This is a genomic window from Halopseudomonas sp. L-58 (genome assembly GCF_056859475.1).
Genome location: NZ_JBSXON010000071.1, coordinates 42,795 through 65,640 on the forward strand (window position 1 = coordinate 42,795; position 22,846 = coordinate 65,640).

Annotated in this window: 22 protein-coding genes; 9 read left to right on the top strand and 13 right to left on the bottom strand. The window is 61.4% G+C overall.

What is annotated here, in order from left to right; translation table 11 throughout:
• The first annotated feature begins 32 nt into the window (after positions 1-32).
• Positions 33-1,259, top strand: a complete 1,227-nt coding sequence (locus AC13EY_RS13015; RefSeq protein ID WP_088275613.1) for an MFS transporter — start codon at positions 33-35, stop codon at positions 1,257-1,259.
• Here the strand turns inward: AC13EY_RS13015 and AC13EY_RS13020 are convergent, their stop codons facing one another.
• The 4 genes from AC13EY_RS13020 to AC13EY_RS13035 form a co-directional block, all read right to left on the bottom strand.
• The gene (locus AC13EY_RS13020) at positions 1,260-1,589 is read right to left on the bottom strand and encodes an AzlD domain-containing protein (RefSeq protein ID WP_228247337.1); all 330 of its coding nucleotides are present in this window, start codon (positions 1,587-1,589) and stop codon (positions 1,260-1,262) included.
• Positions 1,576-2,307, bottom strand: coding sequence for an AzlC family ABC transporter permease (locus tag AC13EY_RS13025; protein ID WP_482877312.1), 732 nt, complete (start codon positions 2,305-2,307; stop codon positions 1,576-1,578). The genes AC13EY_RS13020 and AC13EY_RS13025 overlap by 14 nt, the downstream gene beginning before the upstream one ends.
• Before the next feature lie 118 nt (positions 2,308-2,425).
• Positions 2,426-5,923, bottom strand: coding sequence for a hybrid sensor histidine kinase/response regulator (locus AC13EY_RS13030; RefSeq protein ID WP_482890419.1), 3,498 nt, complete (start codon positions 5,921-5,923; stop codon positions 2,426-2,428).
• 100 nt (positions 5,924-6,023) lie between these two features.
• Positions 6,024-6,671, bottom strand: coding sequence for a response regulator transcription factor (locus AC13EY_RS13035; RefSeq protein ID WP_088275618.1), 648 nt, complete (start codon positions 6,669-6,671; stop codon positions 6,024-6,026).
• Positions 6,672-6,849: 178 nt separating this feature from the next.
• On the opposite strand from AC13EY_RS13035, the gene AC13EY_RS13040 reads away from it, so the two are divergent.
• Positions 6,850-7,785 carry a DMT family transporter gene (locus AC13EY_RS13040; RefSeq protein WP_464383674.1) on the top strand — a complete coding sequence of 312 codons (936 nt, stop codon included), beginning with the start codon at positions 6,850-6,852 and terminating at the stop codon, positions 7,783-7,785.
• Here AC13EY_RS13040 and AC13EY_RS13045 read toward each other — a convergent pair.
• Complete coding sequence (locus AC13EY_RS13045; RefSeq protein ID WP_088275619.1) at positions 7,779-8,462, bottom strand: tRNA-uridine aminocarboxypropyltransferase; 684 nt, start codon at positions 8,460-8,462, stop codon at positions 7,779-7,781. The genes AC13EY_RS13040 and AC13EY_RS13045 overlap by 7 nt on opposite strands.
• A 170-nt stretch (positions 8,463-8,632) precedes the next feature.
• Between AC13EY_RS13045 and AC13EY_RS13050 the strand changes: the two genes are divergently transcribed.
• Together AC13EY_RS13050 and AC13EY_RS13055 are read left to right on the top strand one after the other, a co-directional pair.
• The gene (locus AC13EY_RS13050; protein ID WP_285677883.1) at positions 8,633-9,031 is read left to right on the top strand and encodes a PA3611 family quorum-sensing-regulated virulence factor; all 399 of its coding nucleotides are present in this window, start codon (positions 8,633-8,635) and stop codon (positions 9,029-9,031) included.
• Positions 9,032-9,042: 11 nt separating this feature from the next.
• Positions 9,043-10,128 carry an LOG family protein gene (locus tag AC13EY_RS13055; protein ID WP_228247331.1) on the top strand — a complete coding sequence of 362 codons (1,086 nt, stop codon included), beginning with the start codon at positions 9,043-9,045 and terminating at the stop codon, positions 10,126-10,128.
• Here AC13EY_RS13055 and AC13EY_RS13060 read toward each other — a convergent pair.
• The 4 genes from AC13EY_RS13060 to AC13EY_RS13075 all read right to left on the bottom strand — a co-directional run bounded on the left by AC13EY_RS13060 (position 10,088) and on the right by AC13EY_RS13075 (position 12,469).
• On the bottom strand, positions 10,088-10,531 hold the full coding sequence (locus tag AC13EY_RS13060; protein WP_482877316.1) for a regulatory protein RecX: 444 nt from the start codon (positions 10,529-10,531) through the stop codon (positions 10,088-10,090). The two genes, AC13EY_RS13055 and AC13EY_RS13060, sit on opposite strands and share 41 nt — an antisense overlap.
• A gap of 12 nt (positions 10,532-10,543) precedes the next feature.
• The gene (recA, locus tag AC13EY_RS13065) at positions 10,544-11,581 is read right to left on the bottom strand and encodes a recombinase RecA (protein WP_088275623.1); all 1,038 of its coding nucleotides are present in this window, start codon (positions 11,579-11,581) and stop codon (positions 10,544-10,546) included.
• Positions 11,582-11,692: 111 nt separating this feature from the next.
• On the bottom strand, positions 11,693-12,214 hold the full coding sequence (locus AC13EY_RS13070; protein ID WP_269687822.1) for a CinA family protein: 522 nt from the start codon (positions 12,212-12,214) through the stop codon (positions 11,693-11,695).
• A 78-nt stretch (positions 12,215-12,292) separates the two neighbouring features.
• Positions 12,293-12,469, bottom strand: coding sequence for a hypothetical protein (locus tag AC13EY_RS13075; RefSeq protein WP_228247329.1), 177 nt, complete (start codon positions 12,467-12,469; stop codon positions 12,293-12,295).
• On the opposite strand from AC13EY_RS13075, the gene mutS reads away from it, so the two are divergent.
• Together mutS and fdxA are read left to right on the top strand one after the other, a co-directional pair.
• Positions 12,456-15,035, top strand: coding sequence for a DNA mismatch repair protein MutS (mutS, locus tag AC13EY_RS13080; RefSeq protein ID WP_482877317.1), 2,580 nt, complete (start codon positions 12,456-12,458; stop codon positions 15,033-15,035). The two genes, AC13EY_RS13075 and mutS, sit on opposite strands and share 14 nt — an antisense overlap.
• Before the next feature lie 145 nt (positions 15,036-15,180).
• Positions 15,181-15,504 (top strand): ferredoxin FdxA, encoded by a 324-nt coding sequence (gene fdxA, locus AC13EY_RS13085; RefSeq protein ID WP_088275627.1) that lies wholly within the window; start codon positions 15,181-15,183, stop codon positions 15,502-15,504.
• 839 nt (positions 15,505-16,343) lie between these two features.
• Here fdxA and groL read toward each other — a convergent pair.
• The 3 genes from groL to AC13EY_RS13100 form a co-directional block, all read right to left on the bottom strand.
• The gene (gene groL, locus AC13EY_RS13090) at positions 16,344-17,987 is read right to left on the bottom strand and encodes a chaperonin GroEL (protein WP_228247326.1); all 1,644 of its coding nucleotides are present in this window, start codon (positions 17,985-17,987) and stop codon (positions 16,344-16,346) included.
• A 48-nt stretch (positions 17,988-18,035) separates the two neighbouring features.
• The gene (locus AC13EY_RS13095) at positions 18,036-18,329 is read right to left on the bottom strand and encodes a co-chaperone GroES (protein WP_088275629.1); all 294 of its coding nucleotides are present in this window, start codon (positions 18,327-18,329) and stop codon (positions 18,036-18,038) included.
• Between the two features lie 204 nt (positions 18,330-18,533).
• Positions 18,534-18,983: an FxsA family protein gene (locus AC13EY_RS13100; protein WP_088275630.1), complete on the bottom strand. Its 450-nt coding sequence runs from the start codon at positions 18,981-18,983 to the stop codon at positions 18,534-18,536.
• Between the two features lie 200 nt (positions 18,984-19,183).
• Here AC13EY_RS13100 and AC13EY_RS13105 point away from each other — a divergent pair, with 200 nt between their 5' ends.
• Positions 19,184-19,942 (top strand): SDR family oxidoreductase, encoded by a 759-nt coding sequence (locus AC13EY_RS13105; RefSeq protein WP_088275736.1) that lies wholly within the window; start codon positions 19,184-19,186, stop codon positions 19,940-19,942.
• Positions 19,943-20,002: 60 nt separating this feature from the next.
• Here the strand turns inward: AC13EY_RS13105 and AC13EY_RS13110 are convergent, their stop codons facing one another.
• Positions 20,003-21,019: a DUF481 domain-containing protein gene (locus AC13EY_RS13110; RefSeq protein WP_335598791.1), complete on the bottom strand. Its 1,017-nt coding sequence runs from the start codon at positions 21,017-21,019 to the stop codon at positions 20,003-20,005.
• A gap of 43 nt (positions 21,020-21,062) precedes the next feature.
• Between AC13EY_RS13110 and AC13EY_RS13115 the strand changes: the two genes are divergently transcribed.
• Together AC13EY_RS13115 and AC13EY_RS13120 are read left to right on the top strand one after the other, a co-directional pair.
• Positions 21,063-21,437 (top strand): MGMT family protein, encoded by a 375-nt coding sequence (locus AC13EY_RS13115; RefSeq protein ID WP_335598790.1) that lies wholly within the window; start codon positions 21,063-21,065, stop codon positions 21,435-21,437.
• Entirely contained in the window at positions 21,434-22,810 is a 1,377-nt protein-coding gene (locus tag AC13EY_RS13120; protein ID WP_285676707.1) for an AmpG family muropeptide MFS transporter, read from the top strand. Before AC13EY_RS13115 ends, AC13EY_RS13120 begins: the two co-directional genes overlap by 4 nt.
• Positions 22,811-22,846: the final 36 nt, after the last annotated feature.

Here is a 22,846-nt window from a genome sequence, read left to right on the forward strand (position 1 = left end):
ATCTCGCTCTTTGTCCCCGGGGGAGCGTGAACATGTCAGGTCAATCGCCAGCCAGCAGCGCCGCGTCGAGTCGCCGTGTGGCGATGATCGCTGCCCTGATGGCGATTTTCACCACCATCTTCGCGAGCAACGTGCCCACCCCGCTGTACGCCGTCTGGCAGGCAAAGATGGGCTTTTCCTCCACGGCGCTGACCGCTGTCTTCTCGATCTATGTCCTCGGGGTGGTGACCACCCTGCTAACCCTGGGCTCACTGTCGGACAAGATTGGTCGTCGCCAGATGATGGTGCCGGGGCTGCTGTTCATTCTGGCCGGTGCGGTAATGTTTATCCTGGCGCGCGATATCTATGGGCTGGGTATCGCCCGGGTGCTGACCGGTATCGGCACCGGGATCGTGACCGGCGCCTCCTCGGCGGCACTGGTCGAACTGGAACCGGACGGCAACTGGACCCGCGCCGCCACCCTGTCGGCGCTGTTCTTTACCCTTGGCGCCTTTGCCGGCCCGACCGTCAGCTCGCTGATGCTCGGGCTGGGCGATGCAGCGCTGACCTGGCCGTTTGCGGTAACCCTGGCCCTTGGTGGCCTGACGGTCGCCCTGCTGCTGCTCGCCCCCTGGCCGGCCGATATCGGCCAGCGCCACCCGGACTTTCGGTGGCGCGCCTGGCGGCCGACCACTATCAAGGTGCCGCGGGAGATGCTCGGAGCGTTTATCTTCGCTGCCGCGGCGATCTGTCTGGCCTGGTCCACCGGCAGCCTGTATGCCTCGCTCGGCCCCTCACTGGCGACCAAGCTGGTCGGCATCGATGATCGCACCAAGGCCGGCCTGTTCGCCGCCGGCTGGCAACTGATGGCCGGGGTAAGCCAGTTTGCCTGCAAGCGTCAGCCACTGGATCGCCTGCTGCTGGTTGGCCCGTCCACACTGATCATCGGTCTCGGCGTGATGGCTGCGGCCGTGGTCTACAGCTCGCCCTGGATGTTTACCCTCGCCACACTGGCAACGGCCAGCGGCGCGGGCGCGACCGGCGTGGTGGGTATTGCCTCGATCAGCAACAGCGCACCGGCCGATCAGCGCGGCGGGATCAACTCGGCGTTTTACCTGATGGCCTACCTGACCATGGCGTCGGTGGTGCTGGGCGTTGGCTTTGTCAGCGACATGATCGGCTTCGCGCCGACGGTGCTGGGCTTTGCCAGCATCATTTCCTGCGCCGCGCTGGCGCTGATGCTGGTCGCCCTCAGCAGCCGTCGCGCCTCGCTGTGGTAATCAGCCCGCCAGCCACCAGCGCCAGAGGAAGAACACCAGCATGCTGCCGAAGATGGTCAGCAGCAGGTTGCGACTGAACGCGGCAATCAGCACGGCGACCACGCCACCGACCAGGTAGGCGTTATCCAGCGTCAGCTGCAGGCTGTTGCCGTCGGGCATGACGACAGCCGGAACAATGATCGCCGTCAGGACCGCGACCGGCACATAGCCGAGCGCCTGCTGCACCAGCGGGCTGAAGCGCACCCGATGACCCACCGCAAACAGGGTGTAGCGAATGGCGAAGGTGATCACGCCCATGCCCAGCAGCAGTACCGCTTCAAACTGACTCATTGCCCACCTCCCGTACGGAGGCTGCCGCGCTCCAGCGTTCGGCCAGCACGCCGGCGCTGACGCCGCAAAGCGCTGCCAGCATCAAGCCCAGCTTCCACGGCAGATCGCAGGCAACCAGCGCCACCAACCCTGCCACGACGGCGGCCAGCAGCATGGGCCGGGTGCGCAGCAGCGGCACAACGATCCCGGTGAAGGTCGCGACCATGGCAAAGTCCAGGCCCCAGCCGGCCATACCGGGCAGCGCGTTGCCCAGCAAAGCCCCCACCAGCGTGCACAGGAACCAGTTGCTGTACATCGCCAGACACGAGCCGAGGTAGTACCAGTGCTTGTTCTCCAGCGGGATCTGCGGATCCAGATAGTGCCGCTGGACCACGGCAAAACTCTCGTCGGTCAACCAGAACGCCAGCGGAATCTTCCAGCGCTGTGACAGGTGGCTGACATGGCTCATCAGGCTGGCGCTGTAGAGCATGTGCCGCAGATTGACGATAAAGGTCGTCAGCAGCAGCACAACCAGCCCGGCGCCGCTGGCGATCAGGCTCACGGCAATAAACTGGGCTGAGCCGGCGAAGACCAGCGCCGACATCAGCAGGGTGGCAGGCAGCGAGAGGCCGCTGGCAACAGCCAGCGTGCCGAAAATGACACCGAACGGCGTCGCGCCGATCAGCATGGGAACGGTATCGCGCGCGCCGCAGAGCAGCGCACTGGTTTTGGCAGACATGGGCGTAAAGACGGGCCGGGCAGTATCAGAATATATAGATGTGCAGCCTAGCCCGCCGCCGGGCGACAGGACAGATACAGCTAGAAAACAACATCCGGCAAACTGTTACGGTCGCATGCTAGGCAAGTGCAATGTGCCTGCTGATCAGCGCCCGCAGCGCCGCCGGCTTGACCGGCTTGGGCAGATACGACAGGCCTGCCAGCGAGATTTCACTGAGCACATCCTGACGGCCATCGGCACTGATCACTACCCCCGGCAAGTCGGCATCAAGCAAGTCACGCAGCCACAGCATCAGCTGAGTGCCGGTATCGCCATCATCGAGGTGGTAATCAACCAGCACCAGCTCCGGGACGAAGCCCTGATCGAGCAATTGCCGAACTTCCTGCCGGTCGCGCGCGACTGCGACGCGGCACTGCCAGCGCCCGAGCAGGCTCTGCATGCCGGCCAGAATGCTGCTCTCATTGTCGATACACAGTACCGGCGCGCCGTCGAACTGCGGTGGCAGCTCGGGCTTGGCCGTCCGACTGCGCACTGCCCGCGGCATGCTCGCCAGCGGCACGGTAACGCTGAACACACTGCCGTGCCCCGGCCAGGAACGCACGCTCAGCTCGTGCCCGAGTACCCGGCACAGACCGTCGGCAATGGCCAACCCCAGGCCCAGCCCCTTTTCGGCCTGAGTGCGGTGACTGTCGAGTCGCTGAAACTCTTCAAAGATCAGCTGCAATTTATCCTGCGGGATGCCCGGCCCCTGATCCCAGACCTCAATCCGTACCGCGCCGTGCAGATGGCGCACACCCAGCACCACCCGCGCAGCACTGGCATAGCGGAAGGCGTTGGTCAGGAAGTTCTGCAGCACCCGGCGCAGCAGGCGCATGTCGCTGCGCACCCGCAGCCGGCTGCTGTGAATGCGCAGATCAATACCCTGCTCGACCGCCAGCGCGCTGAACTCGATGCGCAGCGGGTCAAACAGCTCACTGAGGGCAAAATCACCCAGCTCCGGCACGATGCGCCCGGCTTCGAGACGGGAAATATCGAGCAGATCGGAAATCAGCTCCTCGGCGGACGCCAGCGAGCTGTCCAGATGGCGCACCAGCTCTTCCACCTCCGGCGGCATGTCGGACTGATGGGCCAGCGAGGCGGAGAACAGACGCGCGGCATTGAGCGGCTGCATCAGGTCATGGCTGACGGCAGTCAGGAATCGACTCTTGGACTGACTGGCCCGCTCGGTCTGGGCCTGCGCCTGCAGCAGTGCCTGGTTGAGCTGGGACAGCTCGCGGGTGCGCTCGTCCACCCGCCGCTCCAGACTCTCGTTCGCTTCCTGCAACGCCCGCTCGGCTTCGCGGAAGGCGGAGATGTCGGTGAAGCTCATGACGAAGCCGCCACCGGGCATCGGGTTGCCGATGATCTCGATGACGCTGCCGTCAGGGAACATGCGTTCGGAGCGATGCGGCGTACCCTGCTGCATCCAGGCGATGCGCTTGTCGACGTGCAGTTGCGGGTCACCGGGCCCGCACAACCCGCGCCGGGCATTGTGCAGAATGATGTCGGCAATCGGACGACCGATGGCAATCAACCCTTCCGGATACTGGAACATTTCCAGATAACGGCGATTCCAGGCCACCAGCCGCAGGGATTTATCAACCACGCTGATCCCCTGACTGATGTTCTCGATCGCGCCCTGCAGCAGGCCCCGGTTGAACTGCAGCACCTCGGAGGCTTCATCAACGATGCGCACCACATCGTCAAACTGCATGTCGCGCCCTTCAATCGCTGCCTTCACCACCTGCCGCGCCGACGAAGCGCCCAGTACGCCGGCCAGCAGGCGCTCGGTCAGGGTAATCCAGCCGGAGTGTGCAGTCTGGCTGCCATGCAGGCTGCCACCCTGGCGCTGGGCATAATGATTGAAGGCCGCCTCGGCGCGCTCCTCCCCAACAAAACGCGAGGCCAGCTCCAGCAGGTCGTCGACCCGCACCCGCAGCAGCACCTTGCCGGGCCCGTCAATCCAGGGCTCGCTGTCCTGGCTGACAAAGCGGCTGGCCTGCCAGTGTTCCAGCACACGCGTCCGGCTAAACAGCGAGCCGGCAACGAAGACCAGGAAGTTGCATACCAGTGACACCACGCTGGCCAGCGTCAGCGCATCCACGCCCCAGCTCGCGGCGGCGGTCCGCACCACTTCGATCATCGGCAGCTGGTCGGTATGCCAATGCAAGCCGGCCCCAACCAGCGGCAACACCAGCAGATACAGCCACAGCACGATCCCGACCAGCAGCCCCGCCAGCACGCCGGTGCGGTTGGCCTGCTTCCAGAACAGCGCGCCAAACATCGCCGGCGCCAACTGGCCGATAGCGGCAAACGCGACCTGGCCGATGCTGGCCAGACTGGTCTCGCTGCCGATCAAGCGGTAAACCACATAGGCCAGCAGCAGAATAATCAGAATGCTGGTGCGCCGGACGTTCAGCAACCAGCCACGAAAACGCTCGTAGGAATGCTCGGCGCCGACGCGGTTGCGCAACAGGATCGGCAATACCACATCGTTCGAGACCATGGTGCTGAGCGCGATCGCCGCCACGATCACCATGCCGGATGCCGCCGAGGCACCACCCAGGAAGGCAGCCATGGCCAACACCGGATTGCCCTGTAGTAACGGCAGACTGATGACGTAGGAATCGGGCGACATGCCGTCGCCAAGCAGCATCTGACCAGCCAAAGCGATGGGCACCACAAAGAGGCCGGCCAGCAGCAGGTAAACCGGAAAAACCCAGCGTGCCAGACGCAGATCACCCGGCTCGCTGTTTTCCACCACAGCGACCTGGAACTGTCGGGGCAGGCAGATGAAGGCGAAAATCGCGATGGAGGTTTGCAGCAGAATGCCGATGACCGGCGTATCGCGCTGCCAGTAGCTCTCCAGCACCGGCTCGGCGCGCGCCTGAGTTATCAGGTCTGCTGCGCCGCCGAACAGCCCGAACACCACAAACAGCCCGACCGCCAGAAACGCCAGCAGCTTGACCAGCGCCTCAAAGGCAATCGCCAGCATCATGCCTCGGTGGTGCTCCGTCACATCCAGGCTGCGGGTCCCGAACAGCACGGTAAACAATGCCAGAACCAGGGTGACGGCCAGCGCGGTATCTTCCGCGCCGAACGCATTCAATGGCGTTGCCGCTTCGGTTCCGCCGCCGGTAAGCAGGCTGTAGCCCAGCACGATCCCCTTGAGTTGCAGCGCGATATACGGCAGCACGGCAACCAGGCACAGCAGCGAGACGACAACACCCAGGCTTTGCGACTTGCCGTAGCGCGAGGCGATAAAATCGGCGATGGAGGTAATATTTTCCTGCTTGCTGATCGCAATCATGCGCGCATAAAGGCGCCAGCCAAACAGAAACAGCAGCAACGGCCCCAGGTAGATGGGCAAAAAGCCCCAGAGCTGGTCGGTCGCCATGCCGACCGAACCAAAAAAGGTCCAGCTGGTACACCAGACGGCCAGCGACAGGCTGTAGACCCAGACCCTCAGGCGCGGCTTGAGCACACTCGCGTTGCGATCACCCCAAAAGGCAATGACGAACAGCAAGGCCATGTACAGCAGAAATATGAAGGCTACCAGCCCACCGGAAAGCATCATGAGGCGCGCTCAACCCGCAACAGTGTCACAACCTTCAGTCTGACAGTGCCAAACGGCTTTGCCCAGCCGACTTCCGTCGTAGCCGGCATTCGGCGACGCTCTAGCTGGCCAGTTCCATCTGCTGCAGCACAAGCGCAGCCTGGGTGCGGGTACGGACGTTGAGTTTGCGGAAGATGGCGGTGACGTGGGCCTTGACGGTGGCCTCGGACACGTCCAGCTCGTAGGCGATCTGCTTGTTCAGCAGGCCATCACAGACCATGGTCAGCACGCGAAACTGTTGCGGGGTGAGGCTGGCGACCCGCTCGCTGATCTGCTGCTGCTCGTCGCTCATGCCGGGCGGATTGTCGATACCCGGCGGCCAGCACACGCTGCCATCGAGCACAGACTGCACCGCAGCCTGGATGGCTTCGAGACTGGCGGACTTGGGGATAAACCCGCTGGCACCGAAATCACGCGCACGGCGCGCAATCGTCGGTTCTTCCTGGGCTGAAATGAGGATCACAGGAATTTGCGGATACTGGCCACGCATCTGAGCCAGCCCGGAGAAGCCGTAGGCGCCGGGCATGTTGAGGTCCAGCAGTACAAGATCCCAGTCGGCTCGTTCGGCCAGACGCTGTTGCAGCTCGCTGATGCTGCCTACCTCGCTCAGGCTGACGGTCTCGCCCAGCCCATCGCGAAGGGCCTGACGCAGCGCACTGCGAAACAGGGGGTGATCATCGGCAATCAAGATGTCATAGGTGAGACCCATGCTAGGCGTCCTGGCAGTCATTTTTGTTATTGGCTGAGACAAGCACGCTGAGACTGCCAGTCACAGGCGTTTCAGTCAATGCCATGTTGTACCGGTACAGTCTGCGCAGGCAGCTGTATCTGGCAGCAGTTCCGCGGTCGCGGGGATAATGGCGGTTTTGTCTGCCGAGCTTGATAGCATGAACCTGCGCCATTACCGTGCCGATGTCCTGATGCTGATCACTGCCCTGATCTGGGGTAGTACCTTTGTGGCCCAGCGCCTGGGCATGGATCATATTGGTCCCTTCCTTTACACCGGCCTGCGTTTTCTGCTCGGTGCCGTAACCGTAATGCCGCTGATCTGGCTGTTGCGCAAGCCCGCCAAACCCGACACCCCCGAACGACTGAGCAAACCGATGCTGCTGGGCAGTATTGCGCTGGGCGCGGTACTGACGCTGGGTATCAACCTGCAGCAGATTGGTCTGATGTTCACCACCGTGACCAACTCGGGATTCATCACCGGACTGTACGTTATTCTGGTCCCGGTGTTTGGTCTGTTTATCGGCATGCGCACCCACCGCGGCACCTGGGCCGGCGCCGTGATGGCTCTGGTCGGGATGATGCTGCTGAGCGTGACCGCCGAATTTACCGTTGCCCCCGGTGACTGGCTGCAACTGGTCGGGGCTTGCTTCTGGGCCGTGCATGTGCTGCTGGTCGGCGCTCTGGCCAGCCGCTACGACCCCATTCTGGTGTCGTTTATCCAGTTTCTGGTTTGCGCAGTCGTCAGCCTGAGCCTGGCGCTGGTTTTTGAGCCCATCAGCTTTGCGGCCATCCATGACGCCCTGCCGGCCATCCTCTATGGCGGTATTCTCGCCGTTGGTGTGGCGTTTACCCTGCAAGTCGTCGCACAAAAGGATGCGATCACTTCGCACGCGGCCATTATCCTGAGTCTGGAAGCGGTGTTCGCCGCCCTCGCCGGCTGGCTGATCTTGGGAGAAACCCTGACTCCCCGCGGGCTGCTGGGTTGCGCATTGATGCTGGCGGGCATGCTCACCGCCCAGCTGGTGCCGATCTACCTGGATCGACGCAGGCAGGCGACCGTGGCGGTGCAGCAGGAACCCGCCGGCCATCACTGAGGCCGGCGGCGGCAGGAATCCATATAGCCCCGGCTGAACAGATCGAAATAGTCATCGAGCTGACGGGCGGCAACCTCCTCTGCGGCCAACGCCAGACAGGCGGCAGCTACTTCGACGGTGCATAGATGATCGTCGCGGCTGGAACGACGCAGCCGGTAGCGCGACAGCCGCTCAGTGTGCAGACTCAGTATCGGCAGATCGGCCAAATAAGGGCTCTTGCGAAACATCTTGCGCGCCTGGGTCCAGGTCGCATCCAGAATGATCAGCAACGGGCGACGGCCAGGCTCAGGCTCAATTGCGGCGCAGACCTGCTGGCCCGGCTGCGCATATTCGCCGGGGAAGACCACATAGGGCTGATACTGCGGGTCGGCCAGCAAGGCCAGCAACGCGGGATCAACCTCCGTCCGCGCCCACTCAAAGGCATGGGTGTCCGGCAGGCAGTCCGCAATCAGGCGGCCGGTGTTGGTCGGCTTGAGCGGCTCATAGGCATGCATGATCAGACAGAAGCTGATGGCGCAATCCAGCTGCGGACGCTCGGCACAGATACATGCCCAGCGCGCCAGCTGGCAGCCTGGGCAACGCTGCACCCGAGCCCCGCGGGCCTTGAATGGGCGGGTGGATCGCGCCACCGCCTCATCGCGCAGACGATTGACCGCATGGCCGGGCTTTTCCGACATCCTCATTTCCTCAGGCTGGACAGCTACTGCATCACAATGCCAGCATTCTACCCGATTCGCTGCCGTCGAAGGACGCACATGCCGCGCGCTAACCGCTGCGAACCAGTTGCCGGGGTCGTGGTCTGAAAGGGAAGTCGCAGCACCAAGATGATCTGATCTGGAGAAATATAATGCGCTGGTTACCCCTGCTTCTCGCCACCAGCCTGGCGGCCCCCATTCAGGCAGCCTCGCTGCGTGATATTCGCCTGACGGAAACCCTGCAACAGGTTGCCGCCCAGAGCAGCGAAAACACCCCGCGAGAAATCAACAGCAACATCACCGACTTGGGCTTCAGCGCCAAGGGCGATGAACTGATCAACCGTCTGGCGGTAGACCCGGAATACGCCCAGCGCATGCAGGAAGACCCGCTGCTTATCCGTAGCCAGCTGCAATCGAGCGTCTGCACAGACCTGCGTTTTCGCCGTCTGCTCGACATGGGCGCAACGCTGACCTATCACTTCGTGCTCAAGGAGAGTGCCCAACCGGTGCTGACCCAGAGCTTTATTGCCGACCACTGCCAGACCCTGTGAGGCCCCGCCCGATGCAAGACAACGACCCGGCGGACTATCTCAGCCGTCACTGGCAAACCGGCAGCAGCGAGATCCCGGCCAAGGTCGACGAACTCATTCAACTCTGCGCCGCCGAAAGCGAAAACGCACCGCTCTACCGGGACATGCTGCTCGACGTGATTCGCATGGCCCAGGCGGATCGTAACCGCTGGGACGCGAAGATCATGCTGCACACCATTCGCGAAATGGAGCAGGCCTTTTCGCGCATGGAAATCTTCAAGCGTCGCCGCAAGGTAACCGTTTTCGGCTCGGCGCGAACCCCGATTGATCATCCCCTGTATGCGCTTGCCAGAGCCATGGGCGAAGAGCTAGCCGCCAACGATTACATGGCCATCACCGGTGCCGGCGGCGGCATCATGACCGCCACCCACGAGGGCGCCGGCCTGGATCACAGCCTGGGCTTCAATATCACCCTGCCCTTCGAGCAACGCTCCAATAACATAGTGCATGGTACCAGCCACGACCTGTCATTCGGGTTCTTCTTCCTGCGCAAGCTGTTCTTCGTCAAGGAAGCGGACGCGCTGATTCTCTGTCCAGGCGGATTCGGCACACTGGATGAAGCGCTCGAGGTGCTGACGCTGGTGCAGACCGGCAAGAGCCCGATGGTGCCCATCATCCTGCTGGACCAGCCTGACGGGCAGTACTGGCAGGCCTTTTTACAGTTCGTTCGCAGCCAGCTGATCGACAATCACTACATCAAGCCTGACGACATCAACCTGCTGACACCCTGTTCATCCCCCGCACAGGCAATGCAGGTGGTGCTCGACTTCTACAGCAACTATCACTCGTCTCGACGTGTAGACGACCAGTACATGCTGCGCCTGAACCGACCACTGACCGCGCAGGCACTCGCCCAACTGGACGACCGGTTCGGCCATATCTGCAAATCAGGCGGTTTTGTGCAGCAGGGTGTCTGCGATCAGGAGAGCGATGAGCCGGAGCTGGGCGAGCTTACCCGTCTGTGCTTTGACTTCAACGAACGAGACCAGGGAGGTCTGAGGACACTGATCGACTTCGTCAATCAGCCTGAAAACTACCAAAGCCCCGGTACTGCATAAACCGAAGCTGTTTGCTGCGCTCGGCCGGGTCTGACGCCCGGCCTTCCGGAAAGCGCTTGGCAAACACCCGCCGAGCCAGTGCCGTCCAGTCCTGATCAAACTCTGCAAGGGTCCGTTCAACCAGCGCCTCGGCCACACCGCGCTGGCGCAGCTCTTCTTTCAGACGAGCAGGCCCGTAGCCGCGCTGGCTGCGAGCATACAGATAGGCTTCACAGAAACGCGCATCGCTGAGCAGGCCATCTTCGACCAGACGGTCCAGCTCAATCTCTGCCGCATCGGTTGCCGCACCTCGCTGGCGCAGCTTGCGCAACAACTCGCTGTAGCTGTGCTCACGCCGCGCCAGCAGGTCCATCGCGGAGCGACGGATCGCTGCCGGACTGTCCAGCGCGGTACGCGGGCGCATCAAACCAGGCTCTTAGCCTTCCAGCTCGGCATCGGCTTCAGCCTCCGCCTTGGCCTTGCCCGGCTTGGCCAGCAACTGGTCACGGATGGCCTTCTCAATTTCATCCGCGATCTGCTGGTTATCCTGCAGGAACTTGGCTGCATTGGCCTTGCCCTGACCGATCTTGTTGCCCTGATAGCTGTACCAGGCGCCGGATTTCTCAACCAGACCAATCTGCACGCCCAGATCGATGATCTCGGCGTTGTGGTAGATGCCGGTACCGTACAGAATCTGGAATTCAGCCTGACGGAACGGCGGAGCCACCTTGTTTTTCACGACTTTGACGCGGGTCTCGCTGCCGACAACCTCGTCGCCTTCCTTGACCGCGCCGGTACGGCGAATGTCCAGACGCACAGAAGAGTAGAACTTGAGCGCGTTACCACCGGTGGTGGTTTCCGGATTGCCGAACATGACGCCAATCTTCATGCGGATCTGGTTGATGAAGATCACCAGGCAGTTGGCGTTCTTGATGTTACCGGTGATCTTGCGCAGCGCCTGGGACATCAGACGGGCCTGCACACCGACGTGGTGATCACCCATTTCGCCTTCGATTTCGGCCTTGGGCACCAGCGCTGCCACCGAGTCGACGATGATCACGTCCACCGCATTGGAACGCACCAGCATGTCGGTGATTTCCAGTGCCTGCTCACCGGTATCGGGCTGCGACACCAGCAGGTCATCCACGTTGACACCCAGCTTGCCGGCATACTCCGGGTCCAGCGCGTGCTCGGCATCAACGAAGGCGCAGGTTGCACCGTGCTTCTGCGCCTGGGCAATAACCGACAGGGTCAGCGTGGTTTTACCGGAGGACTCCGGCCCGTAGATTTCAACAATACGGCCCTTGGGCAGGCCGCCGATACCGAGGGCGATATCCAGACCGAGCGAGCCGGTAGAGATGGCCGGAATGGCCTGGCGCTCGTGATCACCCATGCGCATTACCGCGCCCTTGCCAAACTGACGTTCAATCTGGCTCAAGGCAGCCGACAGCGCCTTCTTTTTGTTCTCGTCCATTTCGCATCCTCTTGGCTTGGGGCGGGCACCGCGGCGACCGACCGATCAACTACTGTATATTTGGTCAGTATTATTCCACAGAAAAAATGGCCCGCCTACCCCCGATTTCACTCAGACTGACAACCGGTTCGCAGGCTGCTTGTGCGCCTCTTTGACCAGCCGTTCCAGAGCGTGCAGCACCGTCTGGGCGCGCACCTCTCGGCGTCCGCCCTGGAAGCGCTTGCACTCGCTGACGACGCTGCCGTCGGCCAGGGCCCAGCCAAACCAGACGGTCCCGACCGGCTTCTCTGCACTGCCGCCATCAGGGCCGGCAATACCGCTGACCGCAACCGCCATCGCCGCCCCGGCAGCCTCCCTGGCTCCGGACGCCATCGCTCTGACCACCGGCTCGCTGACCGCGCCATGAGCCTCGATAACCTCTGCGTTCACCCCAAGCCAACGGCTTTTGCTGGCGTTGGCGTAGGTGACGAAGCCGGTCTCGAACCAGCGCGAACTGCCAGCCACCCGGGTTATTGCCTCGGCAATCCCTCCGCCCGTGCAGGACTCAGCGGTGCTGACCTGCAGCCCCTGCTGTTCCAACACTTTGCCAAGCCTCGCAGCGGCAGAGTCGATCAGCGGGTCATAATGCGACATGGTTCACTCCTGTACGAACGGATATCAGGCAACAGCATGCCAGTTGGCGCGCTGCCTGCGAATACCCTGCGACCACATTCAGCCGCCTCGGGTTCCTGCTGCCGGAGTCGCCGGCAGCACTGCAGCAGCCACCAGCGACGTGATACCCTTTGCGCCAACCTGAAACGGCGTCTCAGCCACCGCCCTCAGCGCATCCATCGCGCCCGGTGACACCGCCTTTGCCGCATATTTCGAGTCATTGATGAAAAAGAGCAAAACCGAATCCTCCGCCCACACGCCGATGATGCAGCAGTACTTCAGCATCAAGCAGCAGCATCCCGAACAGCTCCTGTTCTACCGCATGGGTGACTTTTACGAACTGTTCTACGACGACGCGAAAAAAGCCGCCCGTCTGCTCGATATCACCCTGACCGCACGGGGCCAGTCCGGCGGCCAACCGATTCCGATGGCCGGCATCCCGTTCCATGCCGCCGAGGGCTATCTGGCCAAGCTGGTCAAGCTGGGCGAGTCGGTTGTCATCTGTGAGCAGGTTGGCGATCCGGCCACCAGCAAGGGCCCGGTCGAGCGCCAGGTTGCCCGCATCATTACCCCCGGCACGGTCAGCGATGAAGCGCTGCTCGATGAGCGTCGCGACAACCTGCTGGCCGCGCTAGTGGGCGCCGAGCGCGGCTTTGGCCTGGCTACGCTCGACATCAACAGTGGCCGCTTTGTGGTCATGGAACTGCGCGGCTGGGAAACTCTGCTCGGGGAGCTGGAACGTCTGGCACCGGCCGAGCTGTTGATTCCCGATGACTGGGAAAGCAACACGCCAATCGAGCGCCGCCGCGCCGTGCGTCGTCGCGCCCCCTGGGAGTTCGATCAGGACAGCGCCTTCAAGGCCCTCACCCAGCAATTCGGCACCAAGGATCTGGTCGGCTTCGACTGTCAGGACCTGACCCTCGGCCTCGGCGCTGCCGGTGCGCTGCTGAGCTATGCCAAGGAAACCCAGCGCACCGCCCTGCCGCACATCCGCAGCATCGCTCAGGAGCGTTTTGAAGACAGCGTGATTATCGACAGCGCCAGCCGCCGTAATCTGGAAATCGACCAGAACCTGTCCGGTGGCCGCGACAACACCCTGCTCGACGTACTCGACCATACTGCAACGGCCATGGGCAGCCGCCTGATGGCGCGGTGGCTGAATCGCCCCCTGCGGGACCTCAAGGTCCTGGGTGCGCGCCAGGACAGCATCAGCGCCCTGCTCGACCAGCAGTTCTACCTCGACCTTCAGCCGCAGCTCAAGGGCATCGGCGACATCGAGCGCATCCTTGCCCGGGTTGCCCTGCGCTCTGCGCGGCCGCGCGATCTGGCACGCCTGCGCGACGCGCTGGCCGCCCTGCCCGCACTGCAGGATTGCATGCAGGCGCTGGAAACACCGCATCTGCGCAATCTGGCCGAGCAGGTACGCACCTACCCGGAGCTGGCCGAGCTGCTGGAACGCGCCGTGATCGACAACCCGCCCGCGGTGCTGCGCGACGGCGGCGTGATCAAGCCCGGTTTCGACGCCGAGCTGGATGAGCTGCAGAATATCAGCGAGAACGCAGGCCAGTATCTGATTGATCTGGAAACCCGCGAGCGCGAGCGTACCGGGCTGAGCACCCTCAAGGTCGGCTACAACCGGGTACACGGCTACTTTATCGAACTGTCGCGCAGCCAGGCCGATCAGGCGCCGGCAGATTACATTCGCCGCCAGACCCTGAAGGGCGCCGAGCGCTTCATTACCCCGGAACTGAAAGCCTTTGAAGACAAGGCGCTGTCGGCCCGCAGCCGCGCGCTGGCTCGTGAAAAGCAACTGTACGACGAGCTGATCGACCGTCTCAACGAGGACCTTGCCGCACTGCAGACCACTGCCGCCAGCCTGGCCGAAATTGATGTGCTCTGCACCCTCGCCGAACGGGCCGGCAGTCTCGATTACAGTCGCCCGCGCTTTATCGAGGGCAGCCAGTTGAAGATCAGTCAGGGCCGTCATCCGGTCGTCGAGCAGGTGCTGGAAACGCCCTTCGTGGCCAACGATCTGGACCTGGACATCGACACCCGCATGCTGGTGATTACCGGCCCCAACATGGGCGGTAAATCCACCTACATGCGCCAGACCGCGCTGATCGTGCTGCTGGCCCATATCGGCAGCTTTGTACCGGCGGCAGGCGTCGAGCTGTCCTGCGTCGACCGCATCTTCACCCGCATCGGTTCCAGTGACGATCTGGCCGGCGGCCGCTCAACCTTCATGGTCGAAATGAGCGAAACCGCCAACATCCTCAACAACGCCACCAGCGCCAGTCTGGTGCTGATGGACGAAGTCGGCCGCGGCACCAGCACCTTCGACGGCCTGTCACTGGCCTGGTCTGCTGCCGAGTATCTGGCCAAGGTTCGCGCCTTCACCCTGTTTGCCACGCACTACTTCGAGCTGACCGGCATGGCCGACACCGACGAAGGCGTGGCCAACGTGCACCTGAACGCCACCGAACATAATGAACGCATCGTATTCCTGCATAACGTCCAGCCCGGCCCTGCCAGCCAGAGCTACGGCCTGCAAGTCGCCCAGCTTGCCGGTGTACCGCGTCCGGTCATCCTGCGCGCCCGCGAACACCTCGCCCAACTGGAGCAGCAGAGCCTGGAGCAGCACGGCAGCAAGCCCGCAGGCAACACTGAGCAACCGTTCCAGACCGATCTGTTCGCCAGCGCACCTCACCCTCTGATCGAACAGATCAAGGCACTGGATCCGGACGATCTCAGCCCGCGCCAGGCGCTGGACCTGCTGTACAAGCTCAAACGCGAGTGGGCGTAAATTCAGCAAATGATATTCATTTGCATCAAACGTGATGGAACTACGCTTTAATCTGCGCAAAACCCGGCGGCGCTCTGTACCGCCGGAAAAAAACTGCTAGACTACGCGCCAGATTTTGCCAGCCTGATTCAATGGAGACCTCACCATGACCTTTGTTGTTACCGACAACTGCATCAAGTGCAAATACACCGATTGCGTTGAGGTCTGCCCGGTCGATTGCTTCTACGAAGGCCCGAACTTCCTGGTCATTCACCCGGACGAGTGCATCGACTGCGCCCTCTGCGAGCCCGAATGCCCGGCCAATGCCATCTTCTCGGAAGACGAAGTACCGGAGGATATGCAGGAGTTCACCGAACTGAACGCCGATCTGGCAGAAGTGTGGCCGAACATCACCGAGAAGAAAGACGCACTGCCCGACGCCGAAGAGTGGGATGGCGTACCGGACAAGCTGCAATATCTGGAGCGCTAAGCAGCTAGCTGCTATGCAAAAAAAACCGGCCATGTGCCGGTTTTTTTATTGCTGCAAGCCTGAAGCTACAAGCTCCAAGCCTCAAGCCTCAAGCTACAAGCGCACCAGTGTGGGCCTGTTATTCTGGCTTTGGTTTTGGTTTTGGTTTTGGCTTTGGTTTTGGTTTTGGTTTTGGCTTTGGTTTTGGTTTTGGCTTTGGCTTGAGGCTTGAGGCTTGGAGCTTGTAGCTTGCAGCTTGCGGCTTATGAGGCTTGCGGCTTGTGAGGCTGAGAGTTTGGAGTCAAATTTCAGGCAAAAAAAGGGGCGGGATAGCCCGCCCACTCTTTATTCCATATGTGCTTTCCGTGTCCAGCCATCCTGGCTTCATCATCCTGAAAATCCCTGACTCAGCTCCCTGCCGAGTAGCACCATCCTTTGCGCTTGGGTGAAGTTTAACGAATGCGGCATCGCCCGCAACCCCCCCTCCAGCAAGCACAACAGGCATATCACCAACAATAAAATCCTTAAATTTCATATATTTACTGTTTTTAGCACGGATAAAAACTCGTTCCGCCCACACCCTGTAGCGGCGAAGTCTCACACGTCTTGTAGGAAATCTCTTACAAGGCAAGCGCGCCTGCCCAGCCGGGTAACGGAGTAACAGGTTACTGCAACGCGGTGAAGTAAGCCTGCGGCGTCTCCACCCCATCGGCGCCAGGCCCGGAGCAGGCGGAAGCAAGGGTGTTCGTGAGCACAACGGCGGATACGCTGCGCCTGATCCGCACTACTCATGGCGCTGCGCTGAGACATAAAAAAACCCGGCTCTCTCGAGCCGGGTTTCGGATTAGCCGGGAGGCTGATTACATCATTCCGCCCATACCACCCATGCCACCCATGCCGCTCATGTCGGGCATGGCCGGCTTCTCTTCCGGCAGCTCGGCAATCATGGCCTCGGTGGTGATCATCAGGCTGGCGACCGAGGAAGCAGCCTGCAGCGCGCTGCGGGTTACCTTGGCCGGGTCCAGGATGCCCATGTCGATCATGTCGCCGTACTCGCCAGTCGCAGCGTTGTAACCGAAGTTACCTTCGCCGGCCTTGACGCGCTCCAGAACAACAGCAGCTTCTTCACCAGCGTTGGTGACGATCTGGCGCAGCGGTGCTTCAACAGCGCGGCGCAGCAGCTTGATACCGACGTTCTGGTCTTCGTTGTCGCCAGCCAGACCCTCGATAGCCGCCAGGGTGCGAACCAGGGCAACACCGCCGCCAGGTACCACACCTTCTTCAACAGCAGCGCGGGTAGCGTGCAGCGCGTCTTCAACGCGGTGCTTCTTCTCTTTCATTTCCACTTCGGTCGCAGCACCAACCTTGATCACTGCTACGCCGCCAGCCAGCTTGGCCAGACGCTCCTGCAGCTTCTCGCGATCGTAATCGGAGGTAGTTTCCTCGACCTGCTTGCGGATCTGGTTAACGCGGGCTTCGATATCAGCCTTGGCGCCAGCGCCATCAACGATGGTGGAGTTGTCCTTGTTGATCTGAACGCTCTTGGCTTGACCCAGGTGCTCCAGAGTAGCGGTTTCCAGGCTCAGGCCAACTTCTTCGCTGATCACGGTGCCACCGGTCAGGATAGCGATATCCTGCAGCATGGCCTTGCGACGATCGCCGAAGCCCGGTGCCTTGACCGCAGCAACCTTGACGATCCCGCGCATGTTGTTGACAACCAGAGTCGCCAGCGCTTCGCCTTCAACGTCCTCGGCAACGATCATCAGCGGACGACCAGCCTTGGCAACGGCTTCCAGAACCGGCAGCAGCTCGCGGATGTTGGAGATTTTCTTGTCAACCAGCAGGATGTACGGGTTGTCCAGATCAGCGGACATGGTTTCCGGCTTGTTGACGAAATAGGGAGACAGGTAGCCGCGGTCAAACTGCATGCCTTCAACAACAGACAGTTCGTTTTCCAGACCGGAACCTTCCTCAACGGTGATGACGCCTTCTTTACCAACGCGGTCCATGGCTTCGGCAATGATGTTGCCGACGGACTCGTCAGAGTTGGCGGAGATGGTGCCTACCTGGGCGATGGCCTTGGAGTCGGCACAGGGCTTGGCCAGATTCTTCAGCTCGGCAACGATGGCAGCAGTAGCCTTGTCGATACCACGCTTCAGATCCATCGGGTTCATGCCGGCAGCAACAGCCTTCAGACCTTCGGTAACGATGGCTTGAGCCAGTACGGTGGCAGTGGTGGTACCGTCACCAGCGTCATCGTTGGCACGGGAAGCAACGTCCTTGACCAGTTGCGCGCCCATGTTTTCGAACTTGTCTTTCAGCTCGATTTCCTTGGCAACGGAAACGCCGTCCTTGGTGATCAGCGGCGCGCCGAAGCTGCGCTCGATCAGCACGTTACGGCCCTTCGGACCCAGGGTAGCTTTAACCGCATTGGCCAGCGTGTTTACGCCGTCCAGCATCTTGTTGCGACCGGAAATACCGAATTTAACTTCTTTTGCAGCCATGTTTGCTTTCCTTCAAATGAATTCGTTAAGGGGTGTGAGGGTGGCTGATCAGCCTTCCAGTACACCGTAGATTTCGGATTCGCTCATGATCAGCAGGTCTTCACCATCGATCTTGATGGTGTTGTTGCCGGAGTAAGGACCGAAAACAACCTTGTCGCCTTCTTTGACGGCCAGCGGACGAACTTCGCCGTTGTCCTGCAGACGCCCGGTACCTACAGCAACGATAACCCCGGTGTTCGGCTTCTCGGCAGCCGAGCCGGGCAGAACGATACCACCAGCGGTCTTGGTTTCTTCTTCGCTGCGACGAACGACTACGCGATCGTGTAACGGACGAATTTTCATCGTTGTGTGTCTCCCAATAATTGATCTTCAATGCCGGAAACCCGGCGCTTTCACGTTGTAATCCGGACCCGCAATGCGAATCCGAAGGACGAGCCTGACGGCTCGTCGCTGTTCGAGGCTCCGCGCTTGCGCGGAGCCTGCCAAACCGGTGTCACCTAGATGGGGCTTGGTATTGCCATTTCAAGAGGCAAGTACACAATTTTTTTACTCGCGGTCGATGCGGCGATCCGGCGAAACCTGATCTGGATCGTCCGGACGCCATTCCCCTTCGATAATGGTGGTGCTGCCGCGCCGCCACACGTTCGGGCCGCCCGGTTCGCCCGGACCCGGCTTGCCGCGTGATACCAGTGCCAGCACCAGGCAAGGCAGCGCCAGCGCATCGGTGATCAGGCCAGGGATCATCAACAGTACCCCCGCAAGCAACCACCACATGCCGGTCTTCAACACGGCAAAGGGCGAGCGGTTTTCGGCCATGCGGATCTGCAGCTGCTGCAGCATGGACCAGCCCTGGCGCTGGATCAGCACCAGACCCAGCACACCGGAGCCAAGCACCCAAAGCAGGGTGTAGCCGACACCGATGCGCTGGCCCAGCAGGATCAGGGTGGCCAGTTCAAGCAACGGCAGCAGCAGGAGAAAGAATCGAAACAGGGGCATACGCACCTCGTATTGAGCAGGTCAGGGATATATGGGTACGACAACAGCAGCTTTCAACCGGGATGGCGACTAACGGCAACAACATGTCGCCAGGAAGGTCAGAAAGTGACTGAAGAGCCATGCAGGGTATTCAAAATATCGGCAATCTGGTGCATGCTTGCGCACCTCAAATCTATCACCCCTTTTGCGAGGAGAGCCCGATGCAATTGCAAGACAGCGTTATCATCATCACCGGCGGCGGACAGGGCCTGGGCCGTGCCATGGGCGAGTTCCTGGCAGCCAAGGGCGCCAAACTGGCACTGGTTGACCTTAACCAGGAAGCGCTGGACGCTGCCGTTGCCGCGTGCAAGGCCGCCGGCGGCGATGCCCGCTCGTACATCTGCAACGTGGCCAACGAAGAACAGGTCAGCCACATGGTCAACCAGGTAGCGGACGACTTCGGTGCCATCCACGGCCTGATCAACAACGCCGGCATTCTGCGCGACGGTCTGCTGCTGAAAGCCAAAGACGGTCAGATTCAGAAAATGAGTCTGGCGCAGTGGCAGTCGGTTATCGACGTCAACCTGACCGGCGTGTTCCTGGGTACCCGCGAAGTGGCCGCCAAGATGATCGAACTGGGCACCAAGGGCCTGATCATCAATATCTCGTCCATCTCCCGCGCCGGCAACATTGGTCAGTCCAACTACTCGGCCGCCAAGGCCGGTGTGGCTGCCATGACCGTTACCTGGGCGAAAGAGCTGTCACGTTACGGTATCCGCGTTGCCGGTATTGCTCCGGGCTTTATCGAAACCGAGATGACCGGCAGCATGAAGCCGGAAGCGCTGGAGAAAATGACTTCCGGCATTCCACTCAAGCGCATGGGCAAGCCGGCGGAAATCGCTCACTCGGCGGCCTACCTGTTCGAGAACGACTACTTCACCGGTCGCATCCTCGAACTGGACGGTGGTCTGCGCATCTAACCGTCACCTGCGAACTGGCGGCCACGCACCGCCAGTTCACGCTTGAACCACCCTCCTGCGCTACCAACCCACACCCAGCCCCAAGGTATAGCGGGTATCTCGATAGCCGCTGTCGTCGGTTGTATTGAGATAGTCCAACTCGCCCTTCAGGCTCAGTGACGCCCAGCTGGTCAGCCGATAGCGCACGCCCAGATCAGCATCCATCAAATAACGTACTTTCGGGTCATCCGGAACCTGCGTTTCCGCTGAATGGAACAGCTCAAACCGCTTGCCCAGCAGAAACCGCCGATAATCCCACTGCAGACCAAGAGCGTCATAGCGTGCACGACTGCCATCGCGCTCCTTGAGCCACGCCCGGTCCAGGCGCACGGACGTTTCAAACCGCCCCAGCGCCGTGTTCCACCACTCATAACCAGGGCCCATACCGAACTGGCGCTGCCTGGCGATCTCGTTGATATGGTCGCGCTTGTACTGCACGCTGCTGGCCCAGAACCATTGATCGGTAATAAAGCGGTTGAGATCGTAGGAGGCGTCAAGGGTGTGACTGGTTTTGACGTCGTTGCTGTAATCGCGGTCGTAGTCCAGCGCCCAGTCATGACGCCAGCGTCCATGGCGCAGGCGGGAGGTGACATCAATATCGATGTCTCGCTTCTCGTTACCCGACGTATCCTTGATATCGAGCGCAGCGCTGGCGTCGCCTTCCCATACCGAATCCTGCACCAGAGGCCGGGGCACCAGGAGCTGACGAATGGCACGGATATCGGTCGCGATGGGCCGCCGATTCGGCACCCGCAACAGCACCTGACCGTCGCGCTCAGACTCTGCCAGCTGCACGGTGTGCTGAATGCCGTCGCGCAGTTTGACCAGCACCGGCTCGTCACTGTTGAAGGTAGTGATACGCGCTACATCGATCGACAGCGTGCCGGCAAAATCAGTCTCCAGCACCAGCTTGCCGCCCTCCAGAAAGGCGACCTTGCCAGTCAGACGATCACCATTGTCGAGCCACAAGGTATCGGCGACACTGCGCCAGGACAGCACGCTAAGACAGCACAACAGGACAACACGGAACAACGGCATCGATCAGCATCCGGCAGACATCAGGTTAAACGGGCAATTATCCATGAAAGACCGGCGAATAGCGCCAGCGTTCAACACGCCAGCCGACGACGAGCGCAAGGCCGCCTTTTTTCAGGTACTGGCCAGTATTCCGCCTGGCCGCGTTACCAGCTACGGCCGTATTGCCGAGCTGGCCGGACTCGGCCGAGGCGCGCGCCTGGTCGGGCGCTGGCTTGGACAGCTGCCAGAAGGCACCCACCTGCCCTGGCACCGCGTTCTCAACAGCCAGGGAAAGCTGTCACTCGGAGCGGACACTCCAAGCGGCCGGGAACAACGCGAACGGCTGGCTGCCGAAGGCATACTGGTACGCAATGGTCGCGTGAATCTGCGACACTACGCCTGGCCAGAGCCCCCCGCGCCATCACAAGGACAAGCATGAGTTCCAGCCCCTCCGACTCCAGTACCACTCCCCTGCCAGCCGAAGGCCTGCGCGTTTACCTCAAGCCACGTGTCATCGGCATGCTGTTTCTGGGGTTTTCTGCCGGCCTTCCCCTGCTGCTGGTGGGTGGTACGTTCAGCGCCTGGCTGCGCGATATCGGCGTCGAGCTGGCCTCCATTGGCTTTCTCAGCTGGGTAGGTATGGCGCACTCGATCAAGGTCCTGTGGGCGCCACTGATCGACCGATTGCCGGTCCCGATACTCACCCGACTGCTCGGACGCAGGCGCAGCTGGATGCTGCTCGCTCAACTGGTGATTGCCGGCGCATTGCTTGGCATGTCGATGAGTAATCCGCTGGAGCATCTGGAATGGGTCGCGCTCTGGGCGGTACTGGCCGCTTTTGGTTCGGCCACCCAGGATGTCGCCATCGACGCCTACCGGGTCGAAGCCGAAGCCAAGCACCGCCAGGCCGCCATGGCTGCCACCTACGTCACCGGTTACCGGGTAGCCATCCTCGCCGCCGGCGCCGGAGCCCTGCACATCGCCGCCCTGCAGGACTGGAGCCTGGCCTACGGCCTGATGGCCGGCATGATGCTGATTGGCGTAGTGACCACGCTTGTCATTGCCGAACCAAGCGTAGAAATAACCGATGCGACCCGAGCGCAGGAAGCCCGCCTGACCCAGCACCTGAGCCAGTCGGTGCACAGTGGCTGGCGACTGCAGCTGTCCGGCTGGGTCTTCAACGCCTTTATTGCCCCATTCACCGAGTTCTTTGAGCGTTACGGCCGGGTTGCCTTCATCATTCTGCTGTTTATAGCAACCTTCCGGATCAGCGACATTTTCATGGGCACCATGGCCAATCCCTTCTATCTCGACATTGGCTTCAGCAAGGAGCAGATCGCCAATATCGCCGCCGCCTTCGGATTGGCCATGACCTTGGCCGGGGCTGCGCTGGGCGGCCTGATGGTGGCCCGTTTCGGCATTGCTCCGATCCTCATTCTGACCGCGTTCATGGCGCCAGCGACCAACCTGATCTTTGCCTGGCTGGCCTTCATCGGGCCGCAGCCCGATGGGCTGATCGTCGCCATTATTGCCGACAACATCACCGGTGGGCTCGCCATCTCGGTGTTTATTGCCTATCTGTCGAGCCTGACCAACACCGCCTATACCGCCACCCAGTACGCCCTGTTCAGCTCCCTGATGACCCTGCCGGGCCAGTTTGCTGCCGGTTTCACCGGGGTACTGGCAGCCAATCTGGGCTGGGTGAGCTTCTTCATGGTCACCGCAATGACCGGCCTGCCCGCCATCATCTTGGCCATTGCGCTGCTGCGGTTTGCCCACCCGGACCGCCTGCGCCGCCCCGGTATCGATTGAAGGGCACAAAAAAACCCGGCTAGCGCCGGGTTTGAT

Bases quoted from the DNA above. Each gene is read 5' to 3' on its own strand.
- AC13EY_RS13020 (WP_228247337.1), bottom strand. From the start codon at position 1,589: ATGAGTCAGTTTGAAGCGGTACTGCTGCTGGGCATGGGCGTGATCACC.
- AC13EY_RS13035 (WP_088275618.1), bottom strand. From the start codon at position 6,671: ATGGGTCTCACCTATGACATCTTGATTGCCGATGATCACCCCCTGTTT.
- AC13EY_RS13040 (WP_464383674.1), top strand. From the start codon at position 6,850: ATGAACCTGCGCCATTACCGTGCCGATGTCCTGATGCTGATCACTGCC.
- AC13EY_RS13070 (WP_269687822.1), bottom strand. From the start codon at position 12,214: ATGTCGCATTATGACCCGCTGATCGACTCTGCCGCTGCGAGGCTTGGC.
- recA (WP_088275623.1), bottom strand. From the start codon at position 11,581: ATGGACGAGAACAAAAAGAAGGCGCTGTCGGCTGCCTTGAGCCAGATT.
- AC13EY_RS13100 (WP_088275630.1), bottom strand. From the start codon at position 18,983: ATGCCCCTGTTTCGATTCTTTCTCCTGCTGCTGCCGTTGCTTGAACTG.
- AC13EY_RS13050 (WP_285677883.1), top strand. From the start codon at position 8,633: ATGCGCTGGTTACCCCTGCTTCTCGCCACCAGCCTGGCGGCCCCCATT.
- AC13EY_RS13015 (WP_088275613.1), top strand. From the start codon at position 33: ATGTCAGGTCAATCGCCAGCCAGCAGCGCCGCGTCGAGTCGCCGTGTG.
- AC13EY_RS13055 (WP_228247331.1), top strand. From the start codon at position 9,043: ATGCAAGACAACGACCCGGCGGACTATCTCAGCCGTCACTGGCAAACC.
- fdxA (WP_088275627.1), top strand. From the start codon at position 15,181: ATGACCTTTGTTGTTACCGACAACTGCATCAAGTGCAAATACACCGAT.
- mutS (WP_482877317.1), top strand. From the start codon at position 12,456: ATGAAAAAGAGCAAAACCGAATCCTCCGCCCACACGCCGATGATGCAG.
- AC13EY_RS13045 (WP_088275619.1), bottom strand. From the start codon at position 8,462: ATGTCGGAAAAGCCCGGCCATGCGGTCAATCGTCTGCGCGATGAGGCG.
- AC13EY_RS13030 (WP_482890419.1), bottom strand. From the start codon at position 5,923: ATGATGCTTTCCGGTGGGCTGGTAGCCTTCATATTTCTGCTGTACATG.
- AC13EY_RS13060 (WP_482877316.1), bottom strand. From the start codon at position 10,531: ATGCGCCCGCGTACCGCGCTGGACAGTCCGGCAGCGATCCGTCGCTCC.
- AC13EY_RS13120 (WP_285676707.1), top strand. From the start codon at position 21,434: ATGAGTTCCAGCCCCTCCGACTCCAGTACCACTCCCCTGCCAGCCGAA.
- AC13EY_RS13105 (WP_088275736.1), top strand. From the start codon at position 19,184: ATGCAATTGCAAGACAGCGTTATCATCATCACCGGCGGCGGACAGGGC.
- AC13EY_RS13095 (WP_088275629.1), bottom strand. From the start codon at position 18,329: ATGAAAATTCGTCCGTTACACGATCGCGTAGTCGTTCGTCGCAGCGAA.
- AC13EY_RS13115 (WP_335598790.1), top strand. From the start codon at position 21,063: ATGAAAGACCGGCGAATAGCGCCAGCGTTCAACACGCCAGCCGACGAC.
- groL (WP_228247326.1), bottom strand. From the start codon at position 17,987: ATGGCTGCAAAAGAAGTTAAATTCGGTATTTCCGGTCGCAACAAGATG.
- AC13EY_RS13110 (WP_335598791.1), bottom strand. From the start codon at position 21,019: ATGCCGTTGTTCCGTGTTGTCCTGTTGTGCTGTCTTAGCGTGCTGTCC.
- AC13EY_RS13025 (WP_482877312.1), bottom strand. From the start codon at position 2,307: ATGTCTGCCAAAACCAGTGCGCTGCTCTGCGGCGCGCGCGATACCGTT.